Genomic DNA, 17,666 nt, shown 5'->3' on the forward strand with positions numbered 1-17,666 from the left:
AATCGGGCGCCGTCGGACGGCCCGACTGATGCGCGAGAATGGGCTCAAGGCCCGGCAGAAGCGGCGCTTCAAGCGCATCACCACTGACAGCCATCACACCTTTCCTACTGCTCCCAACCTGCTCGAGCAGGACTTCGCGGCCGAACGCCCGAACCAGAAATGGAACGCGGATATTTCGTACGTGTGGACAGGTGAGGGCTGGCTGTACCTGGCCTCGATCTGTTTGCTCGGCGGGTGGTGGGCTGGGCGGTCAGCGACCGGCTGCACAAGGAGCTGGCGCTTGAGGCGTTGCGCAAGGCTCTGGCGATCCGAAGACCTGGTGAGGGGCTGATCCATCATGCCGACCGCGGCAGCCAATATTGTTCGATCGCGTATCAGGCCGAGTTGCGAAAGCACGGCATCCGGATCTCGATGTCCGGGAAGGGAAATTGCTACGACTGTGAGAATATCAGAGCCGCTTGGAGGGCCTGACCCTTGTTATGACGCCGCTGTCGAGACCTTCTTCAAGACCTTGAAATCCGAGTTGGTCTGGTGCACGGTGTTCCAGACCCGAGCTGAGGCCAAGGCGGCGATTGGTCGTTACGTCGACGGCTTCTACAACCCGGTCCGGCGTCATTCGACACTGGACAATGTCAGTCCGGTTCAGTTCGAAAGGCTGGCCGGATAGCTACAAAACCGCTCTCCACTAAACTGAAGCAAATCCAGCCTGTCACAATGCCGCGTCCGCGGTGTCGGAATGAGCATGTCCAGCCTCTCCCCACCCTATCCAGGGCCCGCCAGAAAGACACAGGCTTTTCGTTGATCGAAGGTATCATCTCATCCAAGTGCCCTGTGTCGATCGCTTTAGACGCAGCCCACACAAGGTGTGCGTGGGCCTGAACTTCACGACCCAGCGCCGGACCGTCTCTTCAGAGGTTTCGACCAAGACCCCGCGGGAGCGCCGGTGCGAGCCGCCCATGGCACAACGGCACTCGTACCAATGATCAGCAGGCGGCGCAAGGTCCGCTCGTCCATCTTCGAGGGGCTCCCAGCTTCTGCCTGCCGCAGGTCGAATGCTGCAGGAGTGTGACTCCACCCAGGCGGCAAAGTCCCGCCCACGCTTGAAGGTCTCAGCCGGTGGCGCAAGTGCGGTCAGAGGTCCGACTACGGCAGCGTTCGTCTATCATTCATTCAATCAGGGTTGAGTAGCTTGCGCTCGGCATCGCCAGCCGGGTCTTTAATCGAGCCGGCCAGAAAGGTTCGCGTCCTCGGATCCTGCGGATCGCAGAGAACCTGTGAGGGAGGTCCTTGTTCAACCACTTGTCCATCGACCATGACCACGACAGTGTTAGCCACCTCGCGCGCAAATGAGATTTCATGGGTGACGATCAGCATGCTGATGCCGGTTCCGGCCAAGGTTTTGATCACGTCCAGGACTTCCCCGGTCAGATGCGGATCGAGCGCCGAGGTGGGCTCATCAAACAGCATCAGCTTCGGACTCATTGCTAGCGCCCTGGCGATCGCTACGCGCTGCTGCTGGCCGCCGGAGAGCTGTCTCGGGAACGCTTCGGCCTTATTCTCAAGTCCAACGCGGACCAGCAGGTCGTGCGCGAGACGGGTTGCCGTGGGCGGCGTCATCCCAAGCACACGTACCGGAGCATCCATGATGTTTCTCATAACCGTCATATGTGGGAAGAGATTGAAGTTCTGGAACACCATGCCGATCTGCGCGCGCTGCCGGCTGAGCGCCCCTTCCGAGATCCGCACGTAGCCGCCGTCAGGCATCGGCCTGCAGCCGATCGGCTCACCGTCGATAAAGATAAGGCCGCGGTCCGCTCGTTCGATGGCATTTATCGTGCGCAAGAGCGTCGACTTGCCTGCGCCTGACGGGCCTAGCAAGCACATGATCTGACCGCGCTGCGCGGTCAGATGAACTCCTTTAAGTACCGTGTTTCGCCCTCTGTCCTTCCACACGTCGACGATGCGCAGAATGGGCAGTTCGTCCGCAGCGGAATCGGCTTTTGATGCAGCGCGGGACGTCATCTCGACTGAGCTCATCGGGCCTCGCTAGGGTTAGAACCACGCCCGTAATAATTCTCGACCATGTGCTGGGCGGCAGAGAGAACCGAGACGAGGATCAGGTACCAGAGAGCGGCAACGACTAGCATCGGCATCGTCTCAAAATTGCGTGCGTAGATCAGCTCTACCGAATGCATGAGTTCTCCGAGGGCTACTACGCTGGCGAGGGATGTATATTTCAGCATGCCGATGACCTGATTACCGGTCGGCGGCACGATCGAGCGCATTGCCTGCGGAAGCACCACGATCGTGAAGGTTTGCCAAGGCTTGTGACCCAATGCCCGCGACGCATCCGTCTGGCCGTTATCCACTGAAAGCAACCCGCCGCGGATGATCTCGGCCATGTATGCACCCTCGTTGAGGCCGAGCCCGAGCATGGCAGCTGTGAAGGAAGAGATAGCAACCGTAGCTGGAATTTCGAACAATTTCGGCCCGTTGAACGGAATCCCGAGCTGCAGCTCCGGAAAGAGGGTCGAGAGATTGTACCAGAACACCAGTTGGACTAGGACGGGCGTACCGCGGAAGAACCAGACGTATGATCGTGCGACGAAACCCAGTACAGGGTCGCCCGACAGGCGCATTAGCGCGACGAGCACTCCGACAATTGCACCGATGATCATCACCAGCGCAGTCAACTCCAACGTCATAAGTACGCCGCGGATCACGGAGCCCTCCAGCATGTACTCGCCGACGATGCCCCATTTAAAGCCGGGGTTGGTGAGGGCTTGGTAGCCGAGCCAAGTAACGCCTAACGCGACCGCCACCAAGCCCAGCCATCGGCCGATCCGCGCGGGCTCCCGGACTTGCACGGCCTGCTCGCGTAGCTCGGCTGAGGATGGGCGAGCCTCGGCACTGATCATATTGGTATCCCTTCGGCTCCACATCGGCGCAACCGGACAGGAATGCGCCGTTGCTCGTGGCGCATCGGTTCAAGGTCTCTTGATTTCGTCGAGGCTCAGCGCGCTTTCGGGTACACCGTATTCGGCCAGAAGCTTCTGGTACTCGCCCTCGGCATAGAGCCTCTCCATTGCAATCCGCATGGCCTGTCGCAGCTGCTCGTTGCCTTTCTGCAGCGCGATGCCGCTAATGACTTCGAAACCAGGTACGACCTCCTTAGTCATGGCCAGCTTCTGGTTCGTAGTGCCGATGTAGATGCCTACTGCAGTGGCGCTAATTGCTCCGTCTCCACGGCCATTAGCCACAGCAAGATATGCGTCCGCCGTGCTCGGATATACGCTAAGGGTGAGCTCCCTCTTTCCCTCGGATACGCATCGCTTCGACAGCTCTTCGCCGATCGTCATCTGCATGCTTCCTTGGACCACCGCCAGGTTGCGCCCGCACAGCGCGTTGATCTTGAGATCTGCGGTGCTCCCGGTGCGCACAAGGAGCCCGAAGCCTGCTTTGAAATAGGGCAGGAAGTCGACAACCTTTCCCCGCTCGGCCGTGATCGCCAGTTGATTCACTCCGGCGTGATAGCGGCCCGATTGGACGCCGGGCACAATCGAAGGGAACTTGATATCCTCGAACTGCGGCTCAAGGCCTAGCTTAGCAGCAATCAGCTTTATAAGACTGACGTCCAGACCGACAGGCTTGCCGTCTGGACCAACATAGTCGAAAGGCGGCCACTGGAGCGACGTCGCAACCTTCAGCACACCCTCCGTTCGAATGCCTTCTGGGAGCGCGGCACGTGCAGCTTCATCGACACCTGGCTGGGCGACTCCCACGGATGCGAGTTGCCCGTAGGCAAGTACGAATGCTAGCGCACCAGAGATGATGCTCCATTTGCTCGGCGGCTTCGCAGAAATCAAGTTTTTCATCGTATTCTACCTCCCATTAAAGCATCCTCAACCGTCCAAGTGGATTCGCAAGCTCCAGATTCCGCACGGCGGAACAGTCTGAGCTTCTTTTGAAACTGGGTCAGGCCTGACACGCTGATCTTCGCGCCAGTAGATTTGCGGCGTGAAGCAACCGACCAGCTTAGCCAGCGGCCTGACCGGGATTTTGAACCAGGCGGGTTAGAAGACTACTACATCAATCGGAAACTCTCACTTCAACTGCTCCAAGCTTCCGGGAGGAGGTCACCCCGATTTTCCGGAACCCCTCTCACAGCATTTCTTCCTTTTTGGATCGACCACCCACAGGCGCAGCTCCGCCTGCTTCAGGACTGCCATGATCTGTTCAACTGAAAAATGCTTCTTCCTCATGACAAACATCGTCTAGCAAAACAGGAGTTTACTGACCAAACTAACACAACACCTGGACCACTTCGCCCGTGTCACCTCAGGATTTTTGGGGTGTTCACTCCGTCCCCGCTGCCTCTAGTGTCGTTGCAGTCGGTTCTAGATCCGGGTCTTGAGGCGTTTCAGCCGGCTCTGTCTCCCGCATGGAGGAACGCTCGCGGAACTCGTCGTACCACCGAGCGAGATTGGGCGCAGTTCTGCGCCATTGGTCGTCGGGAAAACGGAAATCGGATGTCGCGCAGGCGCAGCCTACCGCGATCTGACCGAGATCGGCGGGCCCACTAAACTCCTCATGACGCTGTTCGAGCACTGAGAAGCAGCGTTCCTGGCGCTCCTTCATCTTTTGCACGAAACTCGACGAGAATTCCTGAGGCTGTTTCGAATCTGGGCGCTTACGACGCAATTCAGCAATACGCATTACTTGTGCTTCCATGATGCCGCTGGTGGCAATAGAGACAAGAGACAATATACGCCACCGCTCGTGTCCGCGTGCTGGGCAGAGCTTATAACTTCCTAGCTCGTCGTTCAGGTACTCGCAGATTGTCGATGAGTCTGTGAGCTTCAGACCATCCTCCGTTACTAAGGCTGGTATTCGTGCGATCGGCGTTGCATCCAGGAAGTCACTTCTGTAGGGCACCGTCTCCGTCACCCACGCATGAGGCCACTTTGTAGGGACAATCTCGACCCGCGCCTCAAGGCCTAGCTCCTTAATTGTGACGGTACATTTACGGGTAAAATGCGATGCCGGTGTATAGAATAGCTTCATCGTCATTACTTCTTCCTGTCCTTTAAGCAGATACCGGTTGGTACACATGATGCACTACGGAAGTAAGGAACCCCCTGCTGCTAGTCCCTAGCCGCTTATTCAACGAGCGCTTCGTCACGCTTGTTACGTACAGCGGGAATCGTCACGAGAACAATCGCGGTCACTGCTAGCAGAAGTAGGATTAAGCTGATCGGTCGGTCAACGAATGTCATCGGATTACCGCGCGAAAGCATCAATGCGCGGCGCATATGCTCCTCCATCATTGGACCAAGTATCATGCCAAGCAGGAATGGAGTTGGCTCGCATTCGAGCTTACGCAAGATGTAGCCCAAAGCGCCGAATGCAGCCATGACAAAGATATTGAAGCTGGATGCATTAAGTGTATAGACGCCTATCGCGCAGAACACAATGATCGACGGTGCCAGATACTTGTATGGGATGGTCAGTAGTCGGATCCAAATTCCGATCAGCGGGAGGTTTAGGATCACTAGCATCAAATTGCCAACCCACATCGACGCGATCAGACCCCAAAAGAGCGTCGGTTGCGATGTCATTACCGAAGGGCCCGGCTGAATTCCTTGGATGATCATTGCACCGATCATGAGCGCCATCGTGACGTTAGACGGCAGGCCCAAGGTGAGCATTGGGATGAAGGACGTTTGTGCACCCGCGTTGTTCGCAGACTCCGGCCCGGCAACGCCTTCAATCGCTCCGCGACCGAATTGCCGGGGGTCTTGTGACAGCTTTTTCTCAACCGCGTAAGAGGCGAATGAAGAAAGCAAGGCACCACCGCCCGGCAGAATGCCCAGGACTGAACCAATGGCGGTACCACGGCACACCGGACCCGCAATTCTGCGCAGAAGCTTCATATCCGGAAACAGGCCGGATATCTTCGATTGAACCGTCTCTCGTGAAAGTGAGGTATCTCCGATATTTGTCATGACCTCAGCTAATCCAAAGAGACCCATTGCGACGGCGACGATATCAACTCCGTCGGAGAGCTCTACACTACCGAAAGTCATTCGACTTGCGCCGGAGTTTACATCTATACCGACGATACCAACTAGAAGCCCGAACACGATCATCGCTAGGGCCTTTAGCAGCGAGCCATGAGCGAGTGCTACTGAAGCAACCAGGCCAAGCACCATGAGTGAGAAGTATTCCGCGGGCCCGAATTCAAGGGCGGCCCGAGCGAGCATAGGCGCGAAGAGTGCAATCACCAGCGTTGCTACAGTACCGGCAAAGAAAGATCCAAGGGCAGCAGTGCTAAGGGCCATGCCGGCATGCCCCTGTTTGGCAAGCTGATGGCCGTCGATAGCCGTCACGACTGACGAGGCCTCACCTGGTATGTTGACGAGGATAGCCGTCGTCGAGCCACCATATTGTGCGCCGTAGAAGATGCCGGACAGCATGATGAGGGACGCACTAGGATCGAGCGAGAACGTGAACGGCAACAGCATCGCGATCGTTGCCGCTGGCCCAAGGCCAGGCAGGACACCTATCAGCGTACCAAGCAGGCAACCTACGAAGCAGTAGACGAGATTCCAAGGTGACAACGCTGTTCCAAATCCCAGCGTTAGGTTTGACAGAAGCTCCATTAAAGCACCATCAAGTAAGGGCCAAACAGCTCGATTGGTTGCTTCAGCAGGTAGACAAAGACAATTACGCTGCCGATGGTAAGTCCGACAGCGAGCTTAAACGTGTCTAACCAGGTTAGATCAGAGTCTGCGAGCGAAGAGATAGCGACGAGTACCACAAGCGACGGCACGAACCCAAACGGAGCAATCAGAACACCGAAGGAGATAGTGGCCGCCACAAGAACTATCGGTCGCCACGAGAGCGACAGCGGCTCTGGCTGCTTAATACTGAGGAGCGAAAGAACCACGATGAGAGCGCCGAAGAACGTGCATAGTGAAGAGAGGACGACGGGAAAGAAACCAGGGCCAATGTTGCTCAGCGTTCCAAATGGCAAGTTGGATGTCTCGTAGATCGCAATCACGCCAATCGCCAGGAACATTACGCCAGCGAAAAAATCTTTCTGCGTGTGAAGTCTCGCTAACATTTAAGCTCTCTCCTCCCGTGGATTTTTAACGCATCCTGAATGGGTCGCTTGTGTCCCCCAGCCCGATCCAGACACTCTTGGTCTGCAAGAAATCGTTTATAGCTTCGAGGCCGTTTTCTCGACCATACCCCGACTTCTTGTACCCGCCGAACGGCATCTGGAAACCGGCCGCGCGGTAGGTGTTCACCCACACCGTTCCGGCTTGAAGACGCTCAGCCATGCGGAAGGCACGTCCTATGTCGCCAGTCCAGACGCCGGCGGCTAGCCCGTAACGGATATTATTGGCTATCCCAACAGCCTCTTCCTCGCCTTGAAATCGAATAGCGGCTAACACTGGCCCAAAAATCTCTTCCTGCGCAATTCGCATGTCCGGCAGCACCGCATCGAAAATGGTTGGTTCAATGAACCGTGCCGTGGGCGCATCTGGAATCGCCTTGGCTGCGCCACCAAGAATGCATTTGGCACCCTCTTGGTGGCCGATATCGATGTACTCGAGTATTTTGTTGAATTGAGCAGGAGTTGTAATCGGTCCTACTTGAGTATCGCCATCCAGAGGGTCTCCCATACGGGCGGAACGCGCGATTTCCCCGACACGCTCTAGCAGTTCTTCGGCAATTTCCTCCTGTACGAGCAGTCTCGATCCTGCAATGCAGGTCTGCCCCGCAGCCGCAAAGATGCCGGCTGCTACACCGCGTGCGGCGTTGTCGAGATTGGCGTCTGCGAAGACAATGTTCGGCGACTTGCCACCGAGCTCGAGGGTCAGGCGCTTGCGATGCTTCGCGGCAAGTGCGGCGACTCTGTCACCTGCCGCGTCGCCACCTGTAAAAGTGACTTTGGCGACATCAGGATGGGATACGAGTGACTCTCCAATCTCCGTGCCGAAACCCGTCACCACGTTGAGGACGCCCGGGGGAAAGCCGGCAGCCTCGAAGACGCGGCACAATTCGAGCGAAGAAGCCGACGTGAACTCCGACGGCTTGAGCACGAAGGTATTTCCGGCGGCCAGCCCCGGAGCCAACTTCCACGTCGCTAGCATAAGGGGAGAGTTCCACGGTGTAATCGCGACGCAAACACCAAGAGGTTCCTTGCGTGTGAAGGTGAACATATCCGGCTTGTCCACCGGTACAACAGCACCCTCCAGTTTATCCGCCAAACCTCCGTAATAGTAGTACCACTTTGCGAGTTCTCTAATGTGTGCCCTCATCTCGGACAGCGGTTTCCCGTTATCGCGCGACTCGATTGTTGCCAATTCATCTGCGTTTCGGAGGATCTCGTCACCGAGCCGAGTGAGAAGTCGGCCTCGCATGCTCGCCGTAAGGTTAGCCCAGTCTCCAGACCGGAAGGCGGCGCTCGCGGAAGAGACAGCGCGGTCGACGTCTTCAGTACCCGCACGCTGCAACCTTGCCCAGATGTGTCCACGATATGGATCTACACTGTCAAAGGTTTGCCCACTAGCAGCTTCAAACCACTGGCCACCGGCGTACATGAGATAAAGTTGTTGATTGCTGGGCATGGGCCGTTTTACCTATCAGGTACAGGAATATCAGCGGATAATTTTGCCAAATGGTCGCGTGGTGGGCAACATTGCGACCGTTTTACTTTCAAGGCACTTGCACTACGTCCGATTGATATCAGGATAAACACGTCGGCCTCGATTGGGTTGTCCATGCGCTGAGTTGTTGAGGAGCCCCGTTCCTTCTCAACTTGGGCCATCGTTCCTCCACGCTACGCAACCTAGCAGCCCAGTCAATTAATTGTTTCCACCATACGGAACAGTTTCGTATTTTTGGTTGCACATCGCATCCATTTCTGCACCATTTCCGATGTTGTTCCACAAGGTGACAAGTTTTCGGGGAGTAGGAGATGTCAGTTCAGTCATTGGAGCGCGGCCTTAGCCTACTGAGGGTGCTCTCTACCGCTGGCAGCTCAGGCAAGCGCCTTGTCGAGTTGCACCGCCAATTGGGGCTTTCTAAATCGACGGTCCATCGCCTGCTGGTGTCTCTCGTCAACCATAGCTTTGTCGAGCAGGTGTCTGACACGCGGCGGTACCGGCTCGGCAACGAGATCGCATTACTTGGTTGGTCCGCTGCTCAGGCCCTAGCTGAGCTAAAAGAAGTCTGCGAGAAGAGCGTCGTTGACTTAGCCAACGAGACTGGTGATACGGCTTTTCTCTTCGTTCGTTCCGGACTGGAAACGATCTGCCTCGACCGTCGCTCCGGAAGCTATCCGGTCAAGGCATTCACTGTCGATGTTGGTGTGCGGCGACCGCTAGGTGTGGGTGCGTCCGGGATCGCCTTTCTTGCGCTAATGAATGAACACGAATTGTATTCTACTTTGGATCGCCTGCGCGACAGTCTGCGTCGATGGCCGAGCGAAGAGGGCGCATTGATACAGGCAGTCACGGATGCGAGTCGGAATGGCTATGCAATCAGTGACGGCTTTACGGTACCAGGTGTACGGGGCTTGGCAAAAGTGGTGCGGAACTCTGGTGGTGACGCGGTTGCAGCGCTTGGAATTGCGGCAGTCTCGTCGCGCATCTCGAATGACCGACTGCCGCGTCTTCTAGAGAAGCTGGACGCGTGCATTGAAGAAGTAGAAGAGACCTTGAGCTTGCAAACAGGCCGGGGGCTCAGACGGTGACGACTGCCAATTAGCCTTCATCAGTCGAAGAAGTAAAAGCGCAACGAGGTTTCCGAAATGGCGCGTCGATCCTCGGGGCTGGAAATGCATTCATTAAAGGCTGAAACTGCCTCTTCGTAGGCATAAGGCCCGCTCGCGGCAAGGAACGGCCAGTCCGTACCCCACATTATCCGCTCAGTTCCAGCGTGTCTCAACAAGGCGGATGCATAGAGGGGCGCCATGCTACCCATCCGATGGAAAGCCGCCATCTTAACCCAGACCCGGCCGCTCTCGACGCCACGGAGCGCTGCCCGAAACCCAGTGCAATCGACTCCTTTGCTGATCTCAGGAAAGCCGAAATGGTCTATGACTAAATTCAAAGTCGGGTATCCTGCAAGGGCGTTGATAAATGCCTCCAATCGGTCCGGTTCGATAAGCACGTGCACATGCATCGCGAGATCCGAGAGTCGGGTCAGCAGGCGCTGCCAGCCAAATTCGGAAAGATCCGGCATCTCAGTTCTCAGTAACATAAATCGTACGCCAGTCAGACCGGAGGCGCGCCATGCCTTCAGCTGTTCGAACGTTGTCTGCGGAGAGGCTATCCCCGTACCGCGCAACCGTTTGAACCGGCCGAGCGCTTCAAGAGTATAGTCATTGTAATCTCCGAAGGCACTCATTGCTGCAATCACACCGAACGGGATGCCGTGCGCGTCGAGCGCTGTGATGTAGTCATCCACGGTCCGTGGAGCACCGGGTGCAATCCAGCCGCCTGGCGATAGCGGCATTCCGGCGCGATAAATATGCGCGTGTGTGTCAACAATAGGACGCTCGATCACTCTGCCCGCCTTCTGTTCGGAGTGAGGCACTCCCTAAAGGCGGCTCGCGCCGCCGCCCCATGGATATGCTCGTAGTTTGCCGGCCCGACAGTTGCACCAGGCTCTACCTTAATGCTCGTGAAGACGGGGCCCCGGGTCGCAAGAATGGAGGGTAGCGCTCCAGTGAAACCGGTAAGTTCGTCATACTGTGCTACCACAGGCCAACCGGCGCCTCTCGCCATGGTGCAAAAGTCGGTCGTCCCTTGTCCGGGTATTGGGTGGCTGCCATTAGCTTCGTATGTTCCGTTCTCACAAACGAAGTAGGCGAGATTTTCGGGCGCCACATTTGAGATTGTTACGAGAGTGGAAAGGTTCATCAGCAGGCTTCCGTCACCGTCGAGAACGATAACTTTTCGGTCGGGCCGCCCAAGTGCAAGACCCAACCCGTGCGATGAGGCCAGTCCCATGGCTCCGACGTGTACGTAATTCAGCGGATGGGGCCGGATAACCATCCAGTCAAAGGCGCTTGAATAGGTGGCGACTACGATCTCATCAGGCGCGAGATTGGCAATTGCACGGAGTGCGTCAGGTCGTTTCATCATGCTACCGGGGACCTCCCGAGGAGAAAGGCATGCGGCCGCGAGTGGCAGTAGGCGCTGTTGAGTCCAGCGGCGATGCCATCCGCCTGCTCATTTGTATCAATAGTACTGTAAGAAAGACCGAGCGCATCGAGCACGGGCGGCACCAATCGAACTCCGTAGCGAGCGCTGTTCTGGGGCGGCTTGTCAGGCTCCTTTAGCAGCAGGCCAATTAGGAGGCAGATCGGCTGCTCATACTCCATAGCTAACACGCGTATCGCGTTGAGAGCATAGAAGAAGCCAGTGTTCTGAATGAGTACAACGGACCGAGTACCTGTTGCCCAAAGGCCCGTGGCGATGCCAATAGCCTCGTCCTCCTTACAGACGCGGATGAGCTTGAACGCAGGATCGCGCGAGACCGGCCACAGTAGACCATCACTCGTGGAGATATCAGGCACCGATAGAACATGGGTAATGCCTGCAGCCTTTAGCGATGACGTAATGCGGCTGCCCGATAGCGGCTCGACATCATTCAGCAAATTTGTAGACATGAGTCTTTTTCGCCAGTTCTGGTACCGGAGTTCCCGCATTGATGTCTTTGTAACGCTTTGCTTCGCCCGCGATAATCTCCTGGGCTCGTTTCAAAACCGACTGCACGATTTCGCGGGGAACGAAGCAGATACCCCCCTCGTCTGCAACGACCAGGTCGCCTGGCGCACACTGCTTCCCGTCAATGGAAACAACATGGTTCACGGCGACTGTCTGAAGCCGCCACTTTCCGGTGACGGAGGATGGACCCCGGCTCCAGATTGGGAAACCTAACTGGCGTGACTGGTCGATGTCGCGAATGCCACCATCGACGATCGCGCCGACCTCGCCTTGGCGTTTGGCAATCGTGGCGGAGAGGCCACCCATATTCGAGATCTTGTCGAGGCCCTGGATCACCAACACATCTCCGGGTTTGGCGAGGTTATGAGCCTCGATCTCAGCCATTTTAGAAACTCGGTTAACAGCGTCCTTGAATGGCTGGTTGCGTTGTTCGATGTTGCGCAGTGTAACCGCAGGTCCGCAAATGCGGGCGTGAGGAAGGGTGGGAGGCAGGGTTGAACCTGGTACGCAGCCGTCGATGCCATGTTCGTCAAGGGCATCGGACACGGCACCGGTAAGGTCTTCGAGAGTCAGGAAGGCATCTATCGTCTCCCTATCGTAGCCAGGCACCTCGAGCAAGCCAATGGCCTCGCGAGGAAGTTTACCAGTTAGTGCCTTTTCACTCATTGCTTTCTCCAGACTTGTTCAAGCACGCGCAGTGCATTACCTCCAGCCAACGCGGAGATGTCCTCTTCGGTAAAACCATCATCGGCGAGCGACGAGAGCCACTCCTGTTGGGCCTCGAGGCTCTCGACAGGATAGCGCCACGGCCATTCGCCATAGACTTCAGGCCGCTTCAGGAAATTTGCGTAGCGAGAGTCTGGCTGATCGTCGATAAAATCAGATCCAATTGCCAGTCCAGCAGAGCCCATTCGATCCTTTAGGTACACAGCATGGGCTGTAAGATCCGCTTTGGTCGGCGCTCCCTTCTTTACAATAGGCGGCAGGTAGCACAGGCCGATGATTCCACCTGTCTTGGCGATCGCGTCGATTGAACCATCGCCCTTATTCCGGGCATTCTGCAGCACGCTATGTGCATTCGCGTGAGTAGCCGCGACGGGTCTGGTGGAAATTTGCGCCGCCTCGATCGATGATTGCTCCCCCGTATGGGAAAGATCGATGAGGATTCCGAGTTCGTTTAGTGCTGATACAAGCTCGCGTCCGAGCGTTGAGAGACCTGCATCGCTTGGCTCATCGCAGCCATCTGCATATAATCCGCGTGCATTGTGTGATATCTGAAATATGCGTACTCCAAGATTGTGATAAAGATCGAGTAATCTAAGATCCCGCCCAATGAATGGGATGTTCTGGTACCCGAGGATCACTGCGAGTTTGCCTTTAGATCGAGCGGCAGTTATATCAGCGAACTCCTCGACAACTCGAACATTATCTAGTGCTGCGAGGTGCTTTCGGATCGCAGCAAGCTCTCGCATGCTCGAAGAGAAATCAGGATAGGGATCTATGACAGAAAAGTTGTTCACAGTGACATGGATGCATAGAATGCCCTGAGATAACGCGCGGTTCACATATTGGGCGGTGACCCGCGCGCCGTTTAGAAGATCAACAACGTCGTACATGGCTACTCTCAAAATCGGGGTTCGCGTGATCTGGCAAGAAGCCGACGATTGTGGCGGCAGCCGTCGTGAACTGGCTGCCAGTGTTCTTAGTCCGAGCTGCCTTACTTTTTTGTCGCGGCAACGACATTTCCGTAAAGCTTTAGCTGTTCCTGCCAATAGGCATTGAGCTCGTCAGGCGTCGAGCCTATGGGTTCTGAGCCCATATCCGACAGGCGCTTCTTGACCGTCTCCGACCGCATCGCCTTTGCGATCTCAGACGACAGCTTATCGACAAGGGGTTTTGGAGTCGCGGCTGGCGCGTAGATGCCAATCCAGAATGGCATATCGAACTCTGGGAATGTCTCTTTAAGCGTGGGAATCTCAGGCGCTGCCGACGACCGTTCTGCAGAGGTTACGGCGAATGCCTTCACCTCACCATTCTTAATGCGATCAATTTCAGCCGGAAGACCGTTGAACATGATTGCGACGCGGCCCGCCAGTAGATCAGGAAGTATAAGGCCTGTTCCCTGGTAAGGGATGCCGACAATATCGGTGCCAGTTTGAGTGCGAAAGAATTCGCCCACTAATTCTAATTGACTGCCGACGCCTGAATGACCGTAGCTGTATTTGCCAGGGTTCTTCTTCAGTAGCTCGATAAATTCGGCCAGATTATTTGCTGGCAGATCCTTGTTAGCCGTCATAACCAATGGGAACCTCGCCATCAGCGACACAGGCGCTAAATCCTTGATGGGATCGAAGCTCAAGTTCGGCATGGTATAGACCACGGCTACCGCAGAAGAAACTGATTGAAGTAGGATAGTGTAGCCGTCTGGCTTAGCCTTCGCGACGTGGGCGGCGCCAAGCGTTCCGGCAGCGCCTGGACGGTTGATGACGACAACTGTCTGGTTAAGTTGAGACGAAAGCTGATCAGCCAAGATTCTGGCATGGAGATCGAGCCCGCCCCCGGCCGCTACCGGGACAATGAGTTCAATGCGGCGAGATGGGTAGTCTTGCGCTTCGGCTTGACAGAACAGCCCACCTGTCAGGACGATACCGGCCACCATAAGCGTAAGCACCCGGCGAGTCACCGGTATGGCTCCTGTTGGAGGGGCGCCAATTTGCTTGATCCGTCGTCCCAAACTTACGAACTTTATAGCCATTTGCATTTCCTCCGCTCGGCAGGCGGTCTTAACTGCCGCTTATGCTCGAAGATCTGGATTTAACCCTTAGCCGTCAAGCCGGCGGTTCTGCATCGTGGAACTAAAGAAAGATTTATTTAACCTGCGCCACCACCTTGGCGGTTATGGGACGGAACCCGTGACACATTTCCTCCGCTTGGTTCTTCATTGTGGAACGATGGCAACTACAGTGCGGCGCAGGTCACAGCCAGGATGAATGCCATTGCCGGACGCGCGAAGGGCATGCAGAGAGTATGAGGAAGTGTGGGGCATTCACGCGGCAGGTTGTTCTTGGCCGCTGTTATTGCCGTTTATCATGCGAGGATATCAATGCTTGAATGCAGCACCCACTTGGATGACATCATGCAACACCCGAAGTCTCATGCTGACTGGCACCTCAATCCACTGCCAGATCATCGAATTGATGCCGAGCAGCCAGACCTTAACTGCAAGACCTTCGGAACTTGAGGAGGCTTACACACGTTGGGTTTGGTTGGGACGCGCTTTGGCAAGTGAGAGTGTCTCGCGGGCGCGGTTCGTTCGGCCGGAAACCTCCTTGTACAGCCGACCTGCTACCAATCTGCCCTGCACGATAGATGGGATACACAAACGGTTCGGAGCGACAATGGACGTCGCTCCATAGTGGCTCGCAGTCGAACCATGTCCCGTTGAGACGACGTCCTTGCATTGAAGTCTATCAACCATAAAATTCGGCGTTGGCTAGCGGACAGGGAGTTTGCACGGCATAGCCAACCCAGGCAACAATGACATATTACCTGAACCAGAAGGGCACTGATCAGGCAACAACTTATGAGCCTCGCGCTGGTTCGATCGACGGTTTTGCGGCGTCAAATCCTTTTACTGCCACAACCGTGTGTTCCACCTTTGGAGTCTCGGCAAAGCAGTGGCCAACGAGTTTGCGCCATTCCTGAAAATCCGGCGAGCCTCGGAAGTGGACCGTATGGTCTTCCAGCGTTGCCCAGCGAACAAACAGCCGGTACCGGGTCGGGTTCTCAATCGAGCGATGTAGTTCCATTCCTTGGCAACCTTTCGCCCGCTGGAGCAGTTCTGTCGCCTTCGCCGCACTCGCCTCAAACTCAGCTTCCATCCCAGGCTTCACCTCGATTTCAGCAATCTCTAGCACCATTGAACGCCTCCTATGTTGATCATTGTTGTTTAAGCGGCCTGCGGATGAACAACCACCCGCTCGACCGCGGCGTCATCGCGTTGGAACTGGGTGCCCGCCGCGATAATCGTAGAAGCCGCGCTTGGTCTTCCGGCCGAGCCAGCCGGCCTCCACGTATTTCACCAGCAGCGGACAGGGGCGGTACTTGGAATCGGCCAGACCCTCGTGCAGCACCTGCATGATCGACAGGCAGGTATCGAGGCCGATGAAGTCGGCGAGCTGGAGCGGGCCCATCGGATGGTTGGCGCCGAGCCGCATGGCGGTGTCGATGGCCTCGACCGAGCCCACGCCCTCATAGAGGGTGTAGATCGCCTCGTTGATCATCGGCAGCAGGATGCGGTTGACGATGAAGGCCGGGAAATCCTCAGACACGGTCGAGGTCTTGCCGAGCTTGGCGATGAATTCCTTGGAGGATTCGTAGGTCGGATCGTCCGTGGCGATGCCGCGGATCAGCTCGACGAGCTGCATCACGGGCACCGGATTCATGAAATGGATGCCGATGAACTTCTCGGGCCGGTCGGTGGCCGCCGCCAGCCGCGTGATCGAGATCGAGGACGTGTTGGTGGCAACCATCGCGTCCGGGCGCAGGGAGGGGCAGAGATTGGTGAAGATCCTGCGCTTCACCTCCTCGTTCTCGGTCGCCGCCTCGATGACCAGGTCGCAGGTCGAGAGATCGTCATAGGTGAGCGCGGGCCTGATCAGCTCCAGCGCCTTCTGGCGGTCGCCATCGGAGATGGCGCCTTTGGAGACCTGCCGGGCCATATTATCGCTGATGGTAGCGAGGCCGGTATTGATCCGCTCCTCGGAGAGATCGTTGAGCCGGACGTTGAATCCTGCGAGCGAAGAGACATGAGCGATGCCGCTTCCCATCTGTCCCGCGCCGACGACGCCAACCGTTTTGATCTCTATGCCCATCTTATCCATAAGTGTTCCTTAAGATTGCCGAGATCTTCCAACTGACGGTTCTGGGCAGGCTCTAGGTGTTGAAGTCGTCGGCTGCGAGCCATGGATCTGCACGTTGGGTTACTTTTTCGTCCTACAAAGAACTCTCCTGCCCAGTGTCCTCAGCACACGCCGAGGCAAGCGACTGGTTAGAGAACTCAGGCGATGCTGGCCCTGCTGTCTCGGGGTTGTCCGCCGCAAGGTCCGGTGATCCTGATAGTCCGTGACTTCCGCGCTGTTCGCTTGACGTGACTTTGACAAGCGCTTCGCCTTCAACCACAAGCTGGGATTTGACGAAACATTCGGTCGTCAGTAATGCACGTTGCTTTTCTAAAAACACCTCTTTCACCGTTACGCGAGCGTGAACGGTGTCCCCCGGGCGAACCGGTGCCCTGAAGCGCAGATTTTGCGACATGTAGATTGTTCCGGGGCCTGGTAGCCTGTTTGCGATAGCAGCCGATATGACGCTTGCAGAGAGCATCCCATGAGCGACTCTTCCGGCGAAAACAGTCTCTGACGCAAACTCCTCGTTGACGTGCATCGCATTGTTGTCGCCGGAAATTGCGGCAAAGAGAACAATGTCGGCTTCGGTTATGGTTTTCGAGAACGCGGCGGTCATCCCAATCGCCAAGTCCTCAATGTCGTAGCCCATGAGCTTGTTCACCGCTAGGTTCCCCTAATATTGCTGGCCGGTTGTTCCAGAGATGAGCCATGCAGCATGCTGCTAAGTAGATCACGTGGCATTCATCTGCCGACGACGAAGTGGGGCGACTTTCTTGAGCCCGATGCTCATGTGTCGGTCCGTTCAAACGTCCGTCGGGTTTAGATCTCCGGTGGAATTCTTAGAATTCAATGCCTTGTCGAGCTCATCCTTCAGTTCCGGGAGGATAGTGAAGAGGTCGCCCACGAGGCCGTAATCGGCGACCTGGAAGATCGGAGCCTCCTCGTCCTTGTTGATCGCGACGATCACCTTGGAATCCTTCATGCCAGCCAGATGCTGAATGGCCCCTGAAATCCC

Annotated in this window: 17 protein-coding genes and 3 pseudogenes; 2 read left to right on the forward strand and 18 right to left on the reverse strand. The window is 56.4% G+C overall.

Annotated elements, in window-relative coordinates:
- Nucleotides 1–667: pseudogene (locus tag JKL46_RS31045) on the forward strand (IS3 family transposase); the annotation flags it as partial.
- Between the two features lie 254 nt (nucleotides 668–921).
- Here JKL46_RS31045 and JKL46_RS35970 read toward each other — a convergent pair.
- The 8 genes and pseudogenes from JKL46_RS35970 to JKL46_RS31080 form a co-directional block, all read right to left on the reverse strand.
- Nucleotides 922–1,144 (reverse strand): annotated as a pseudogene (locus tag JKL46_RS35970) (transposase); the annotation flags it as partial.
- 26 nt (nucleotides 1,145–1,170) lie between these two features.
- On the reverse strand, nucleotides 1,171–2,037 hold the full coding sequence (locus JKL46_RS31050) for an amino acid ABC transporter ATP-binding protein (RefSeq protein WP_201841866.1): 867 nt from the start codon (nucleotides 2,035–2,037) through the stop codon (nucleotides 1,171–1,173).
- Nucleotides 2,034–2,918, reverse strand: coding sequence for an amino acid ABC transporter permease (locus JKL46_RS31055; protein WP_201841869.1), 885 nt, complete (start codon nucleotides 2,916–2,918; stop codon nucleotides 2,034–2,036). Before JKL46_RS31055 ends, JKL46_RS31050 begins: the two co-directional genes overlap by 4 nt.
- 69 nt (nucleotides 2,919–2,987) lie before the next feature.
- Nucleotides 2,988–3,875 (reverse strand): ABC transporter substrate-binding protein, encoded by an 888-nt coding sequence (locus tag JKL46_RS31060; RefSeq protein ID WP_201841872.1) that lies wholly within the window; start codon nucleotides 3,873–3,875, stop codon nucleotides 2,988–2,990.
- Between the two features lie 481 nt (nucleotides 3,876–4,356).
- Nucleotides 4,357–5,070, reverse strand: coding sequence for a glutathione S-transferase family protein (locus JKL46_RS31065; protein WP_201841875.1), 714 nt, complete (start codon nucleotides 5,068–5,070; stop codon nucleotides 4,357–4,359).
- 89 nt (nucleotides 5,071–5,159) lie between these two features.
- Entirely contained in the window at nucleotides 5,160–6,662 is a 1,503-nt protein-coding gene (locus JKL46_RS31070) for a tripartite tricarboxylate transporter permease (RefSeq protein WP_201841878.1), read from the reverse strand.
- The gene (locus JKL46_RS31075) at nucleotides 6,662–7,126 is read right to left on the reverse strand and encodes a tripartite tricarboxylate transporter TctB family protein (protein WP_201841881.1); all 465 of its coding nucleotides are present in this window, start codon (nucleotides 7,124–7,126) and stop codon (nucleotides 6,662–6,664) included. Before JKL46_RS31075 ends, JKL46_RS31070 begins: the two co-directional genes overlap by 1 nt.
- 25 nt (nucleotides 7,127–7,151) lie before the next feature.
- A complete protein-coding gene (locus tag JKL46_RS31080) occupies nucleotides 7,152–8,639 on the reverse strand; it encodes an aldehyde dehydrogenase (RefSeq protein WP_246529658.1) in 1,488 nt (495 codons plus the stop codon).
- A 350-nt stretch (nucleotides 8,640–8,989) separates the two neighbouring features.
- Here JKL46_RS31080 and JKL46_RS31085 point away from each other — a divergent pair, with 350 nt between their 5' ends.
- Nucleotides 8,990–9,766: an IclR family transcriptional regulator gene (locus JKL46_RS31085; RefSeq protein WP_201841885.1), complete on the forward strand. Its 777-nt coding sequence runs from the start codon at nucleotides 8,990–8,992 to the stop codon at nucleotides 9,764–9,766.
- 20 nt (nucleotides 9,767–9,786) lie between these two features.
- Here JKL46_RS31085 and JKL46_RS31090 read toward each other — a convergent pair whose 3' ends face one another.
- From JKL46_RS31090 to JKL46_RS31135, 10 genes and pseudogenes are all read right to left on the reverse strand, one after another.
- On the reverse strand, nucleotides 9,787–10,581 hold the full coding sequence (locus JKL46_RS31090; RefSeq protein WP_201841888.1) for an amidohydrolase family protein: 795 nt from the start codon (nucleotides 10,579–10,581) through the stop codon (nucleotides 9,787–9,789).
- Nucleotides 10,578–11,162, reverse strand: a complete 585-nt coding sequence (locus JKL46_RS31095; protein ID WP_201841891.1) for a thiamine pyrophosphate-dependent enzyme — start codon at nucleotides 11,160–11,162, stop codon at nucleotides 10,578–10,580. The genes JKL46_RS31090 and JKL46_RS31095 overlap by 4 nt, the downstream gene beginning before the upstream one ends.
- A complete protein-coding gene (locus tag JKL46_RS31100; RefSeq protein ID WP_201841894.1) occupies nucleotides 11,159–11,689 on the reverse strand; it encodes a decarboxylase in 531 nt (176 codons plus the stop codon). The genes JKL46_RS31095 and JKL46_RS31100 overlap by 4 nt, the downstream gene beginning before the upstream one ends.
- Nucleotides 11,667–12,413 (reverse strand): RraA family protein, encoded by a 747-nt coding sequence (locus tag JKL46_RS31105; RefSeq protein ID WP_201841898.1) that lies wholly within the window; start codon nucleotides 12,411–12,413, stop codon nucleotides 11,667–11,669. Before JKL46_RS31105 ends, JKL46_RS31100 begins: the two co-directional genes overlap by 23 nt.
- Nucleotides 12,410–13,363 carry a dipeptidase gene (locus tag JKL46_RS31110; protein ID WP_201841902.1) on the reverse strand — a complete coding sequence of 318 codons (954 nt, stop codon included), beginning with the start codon at nucleotides 13,361–13,363 and terminating at the stop codon, nucleotides 12,410–12,412. Before JKL46_RS31110 ends, JKL46_RS31105 begins: the two co-directional genes overlap by 4 nt.
- A gap of 101 nt (nucleotides 13,364–13,464) precedes the next feature.
- Nucleotides 13,465–14,502 carry a Bug family tripartite tricarboxylate transporter substrate binding protein gene (locus tag JKL46_RS31115; RefSeq protein WP_201841905.1) on the reverse strand — a complete coding sequence of 346 codons (1,038 nt, stop codon included), beginning with the start codon at nucleotides 14,500–14,502 and terminating at the stop codon, nucleotides 13,465–13,467.
- An 826-nt stretch (nucleotides 14,503–15,328) separates the two neighbouring features.
- Nucleotides 15,329–15,667 (reverse strand): antibiotic biosynthesis monooxygenase family protein, encoded by a 339-nt coding sequence (locus JKL46_RS31120; RefSeq protein WP_201841907.1) that lies wholly within the window; start codon nucleotides 15,665–15,667, stop codon nucleotides 15,329–15,331.
- A gap of 72 nt (nucleotides 15,668–15,739) precedes the next feature.
- A complete protein-coding gene (locus tag JKL46_RS31125; RefSeq protein WP_201841915.1) occupies nucleotides 15,740–16,621 on the reverse strand; it encodes a 3-hydroxybutyryl-CoA dehydrogenase in 882 nt (293 codons plus the stop codon).
- A gap of 121 nt (nucleotides 16,622–16,742) precedes the next feature.
- The gene (locus JKL46_RS31130; RefSeq protein WP_343074163.1) at nucleotides 16,743–17,312 is read right to left on the reverse strand and encodes a MaoC family dehydratase; all 570 of its coding nucleotides are present in this window, start codon (nucleotides 17,310–17,312) and stop codon (nucleotides 16,743–16,745) included.
- Nucleotides 17,313–17,453: 141 nt separating this feature from the next.
- Nucleotides 17,454–17,666: pseudogene (locus tag JKL46_RS31135) on the reverse strand (hypothetical protein); the annotation flags it as partial.

It is taken from the genome of Microvirga zambiensis WSM3693, from assembly GCF_016735695.1.
In the GTDB taxonomy this organism is placed as follows: domain Bacteria; phylum Pseudomonadota; class Alphaproteobacteria; order Rhizobiales; family Beijerinckiaceae; genus Microvirga; species Microvirga zambiensis.

Excerpts from the sequence above, each read along its gene's own strand:
- JKL46_RS31085 (WP_201841885.1), top strand. The coding sequence starts at position 8,990 with ATGTCAGTTCAGTCATTGGAGCGCGGCCTTAGCCTACTGAGGGTGCTC.
- JKL46_RS31110 (WP_201841902.1), bottom strand. The coding sequence starts at position 13,363 with ATGTACGACGTTGTTGATCTTCTAAACGGCGCGCGGGTCACCGCCCAA.
- JKL46_RS31060 (WP_201841872.1), bottom strand. The coding sequence starts at position 3,875 with ATGAAAAACTTGATTTCTGCGAAGCCGCCGAGCAAATGGAGCATCATC.
- JKL46_RS31125 (WP_201841915.1), bottom strand. The coding sequence starts at position 16,621 with ATGGGCATAGAGATCAAAACGGTTGGCGTCGTCGGCGCGGGACAGATG.
- JKL46_RS31080 (WP_246529658.1), bottom strand. The coding sequence starts at position 8,639 with ATGCCCAGCAATCAACAACTTTATCTCATGTACGCCGGTGGCCAGTGG.
- JKL46_RS31075 (WP_201841881.1), bottom strand. The coding sequence starts at position 7,126 with ATGTTAGCGAGACTTCACACGCAGAAAGATTTTTTCGCTGGCGTAATG.
- JKL46_RS31100 (WP_201841894.1), bottom strand. The coding sequence starts at position 11,689 with ATGTCTACAAATTTGCTGAATGATGTCGAGCCGCTATCGGGCAGCCGC.
- JKL46_RS31070 (WP_201841878.1), bottom strand. The coding sequence starts at position 6,662 with ATGGAGCTTCTGTCAAACCTAACGCTGGGATTTGGAACAGCGTTGTCA.
- JKL46_RS31105 (WP_201841898.1), bottom strand. The coding sequence starts at position 12,413 with ATGAGTGAAAAGGCACTAACTGGTAAACTTCCTCGCGAGGCCATTGGC.
- JKL46_RS31115 (WP_201841905.1), bottom strand. The coding sequence starts at position 14,502 with ATGGCTATAAAGTTCGTAAGTTTGGGACGACGGATCAAGCAAATTGGC.
- JKL46_RS31065 (WP_201841875.1), bottom strand. The coding sequence starts at position 5,070 with ATGACGATGAAGCTATTCTATACACCGGCATCGCATTTTACCCGTAAA.
- JKL46_RS31120 (WP_201841907.1), bottom strand. The coding sequence starts at position 15,667 with ATGGTGCTAGAGATTGCTGAAATCGAGGTGAAGCCTGGGATGGAAGCT.
- JKL46_RS31055 (WP_201841869.1), bottom strand. The coding sequence starts at position 2,918 with ATGATCAGTGCCGAGGCTCGCCCATCCTCAGCCGAGCTACGCGAGCAG.
- JKL46_RS31095 (WP_201841891.1), bottom strand. The coding sequence starts at position 11,162 with ATGATGAAACGACCTGACGCACTCCGTGCAATTGCCAATCTCGCGCCT.
- JKL46_RS31050 (WP_201841866.1), bottom strand. The coding sequence starts at position 2,037 with ATGAGCTCAGTCGAGATGACGTCCCGCGCTGCATCAAAAGCCGATTCC.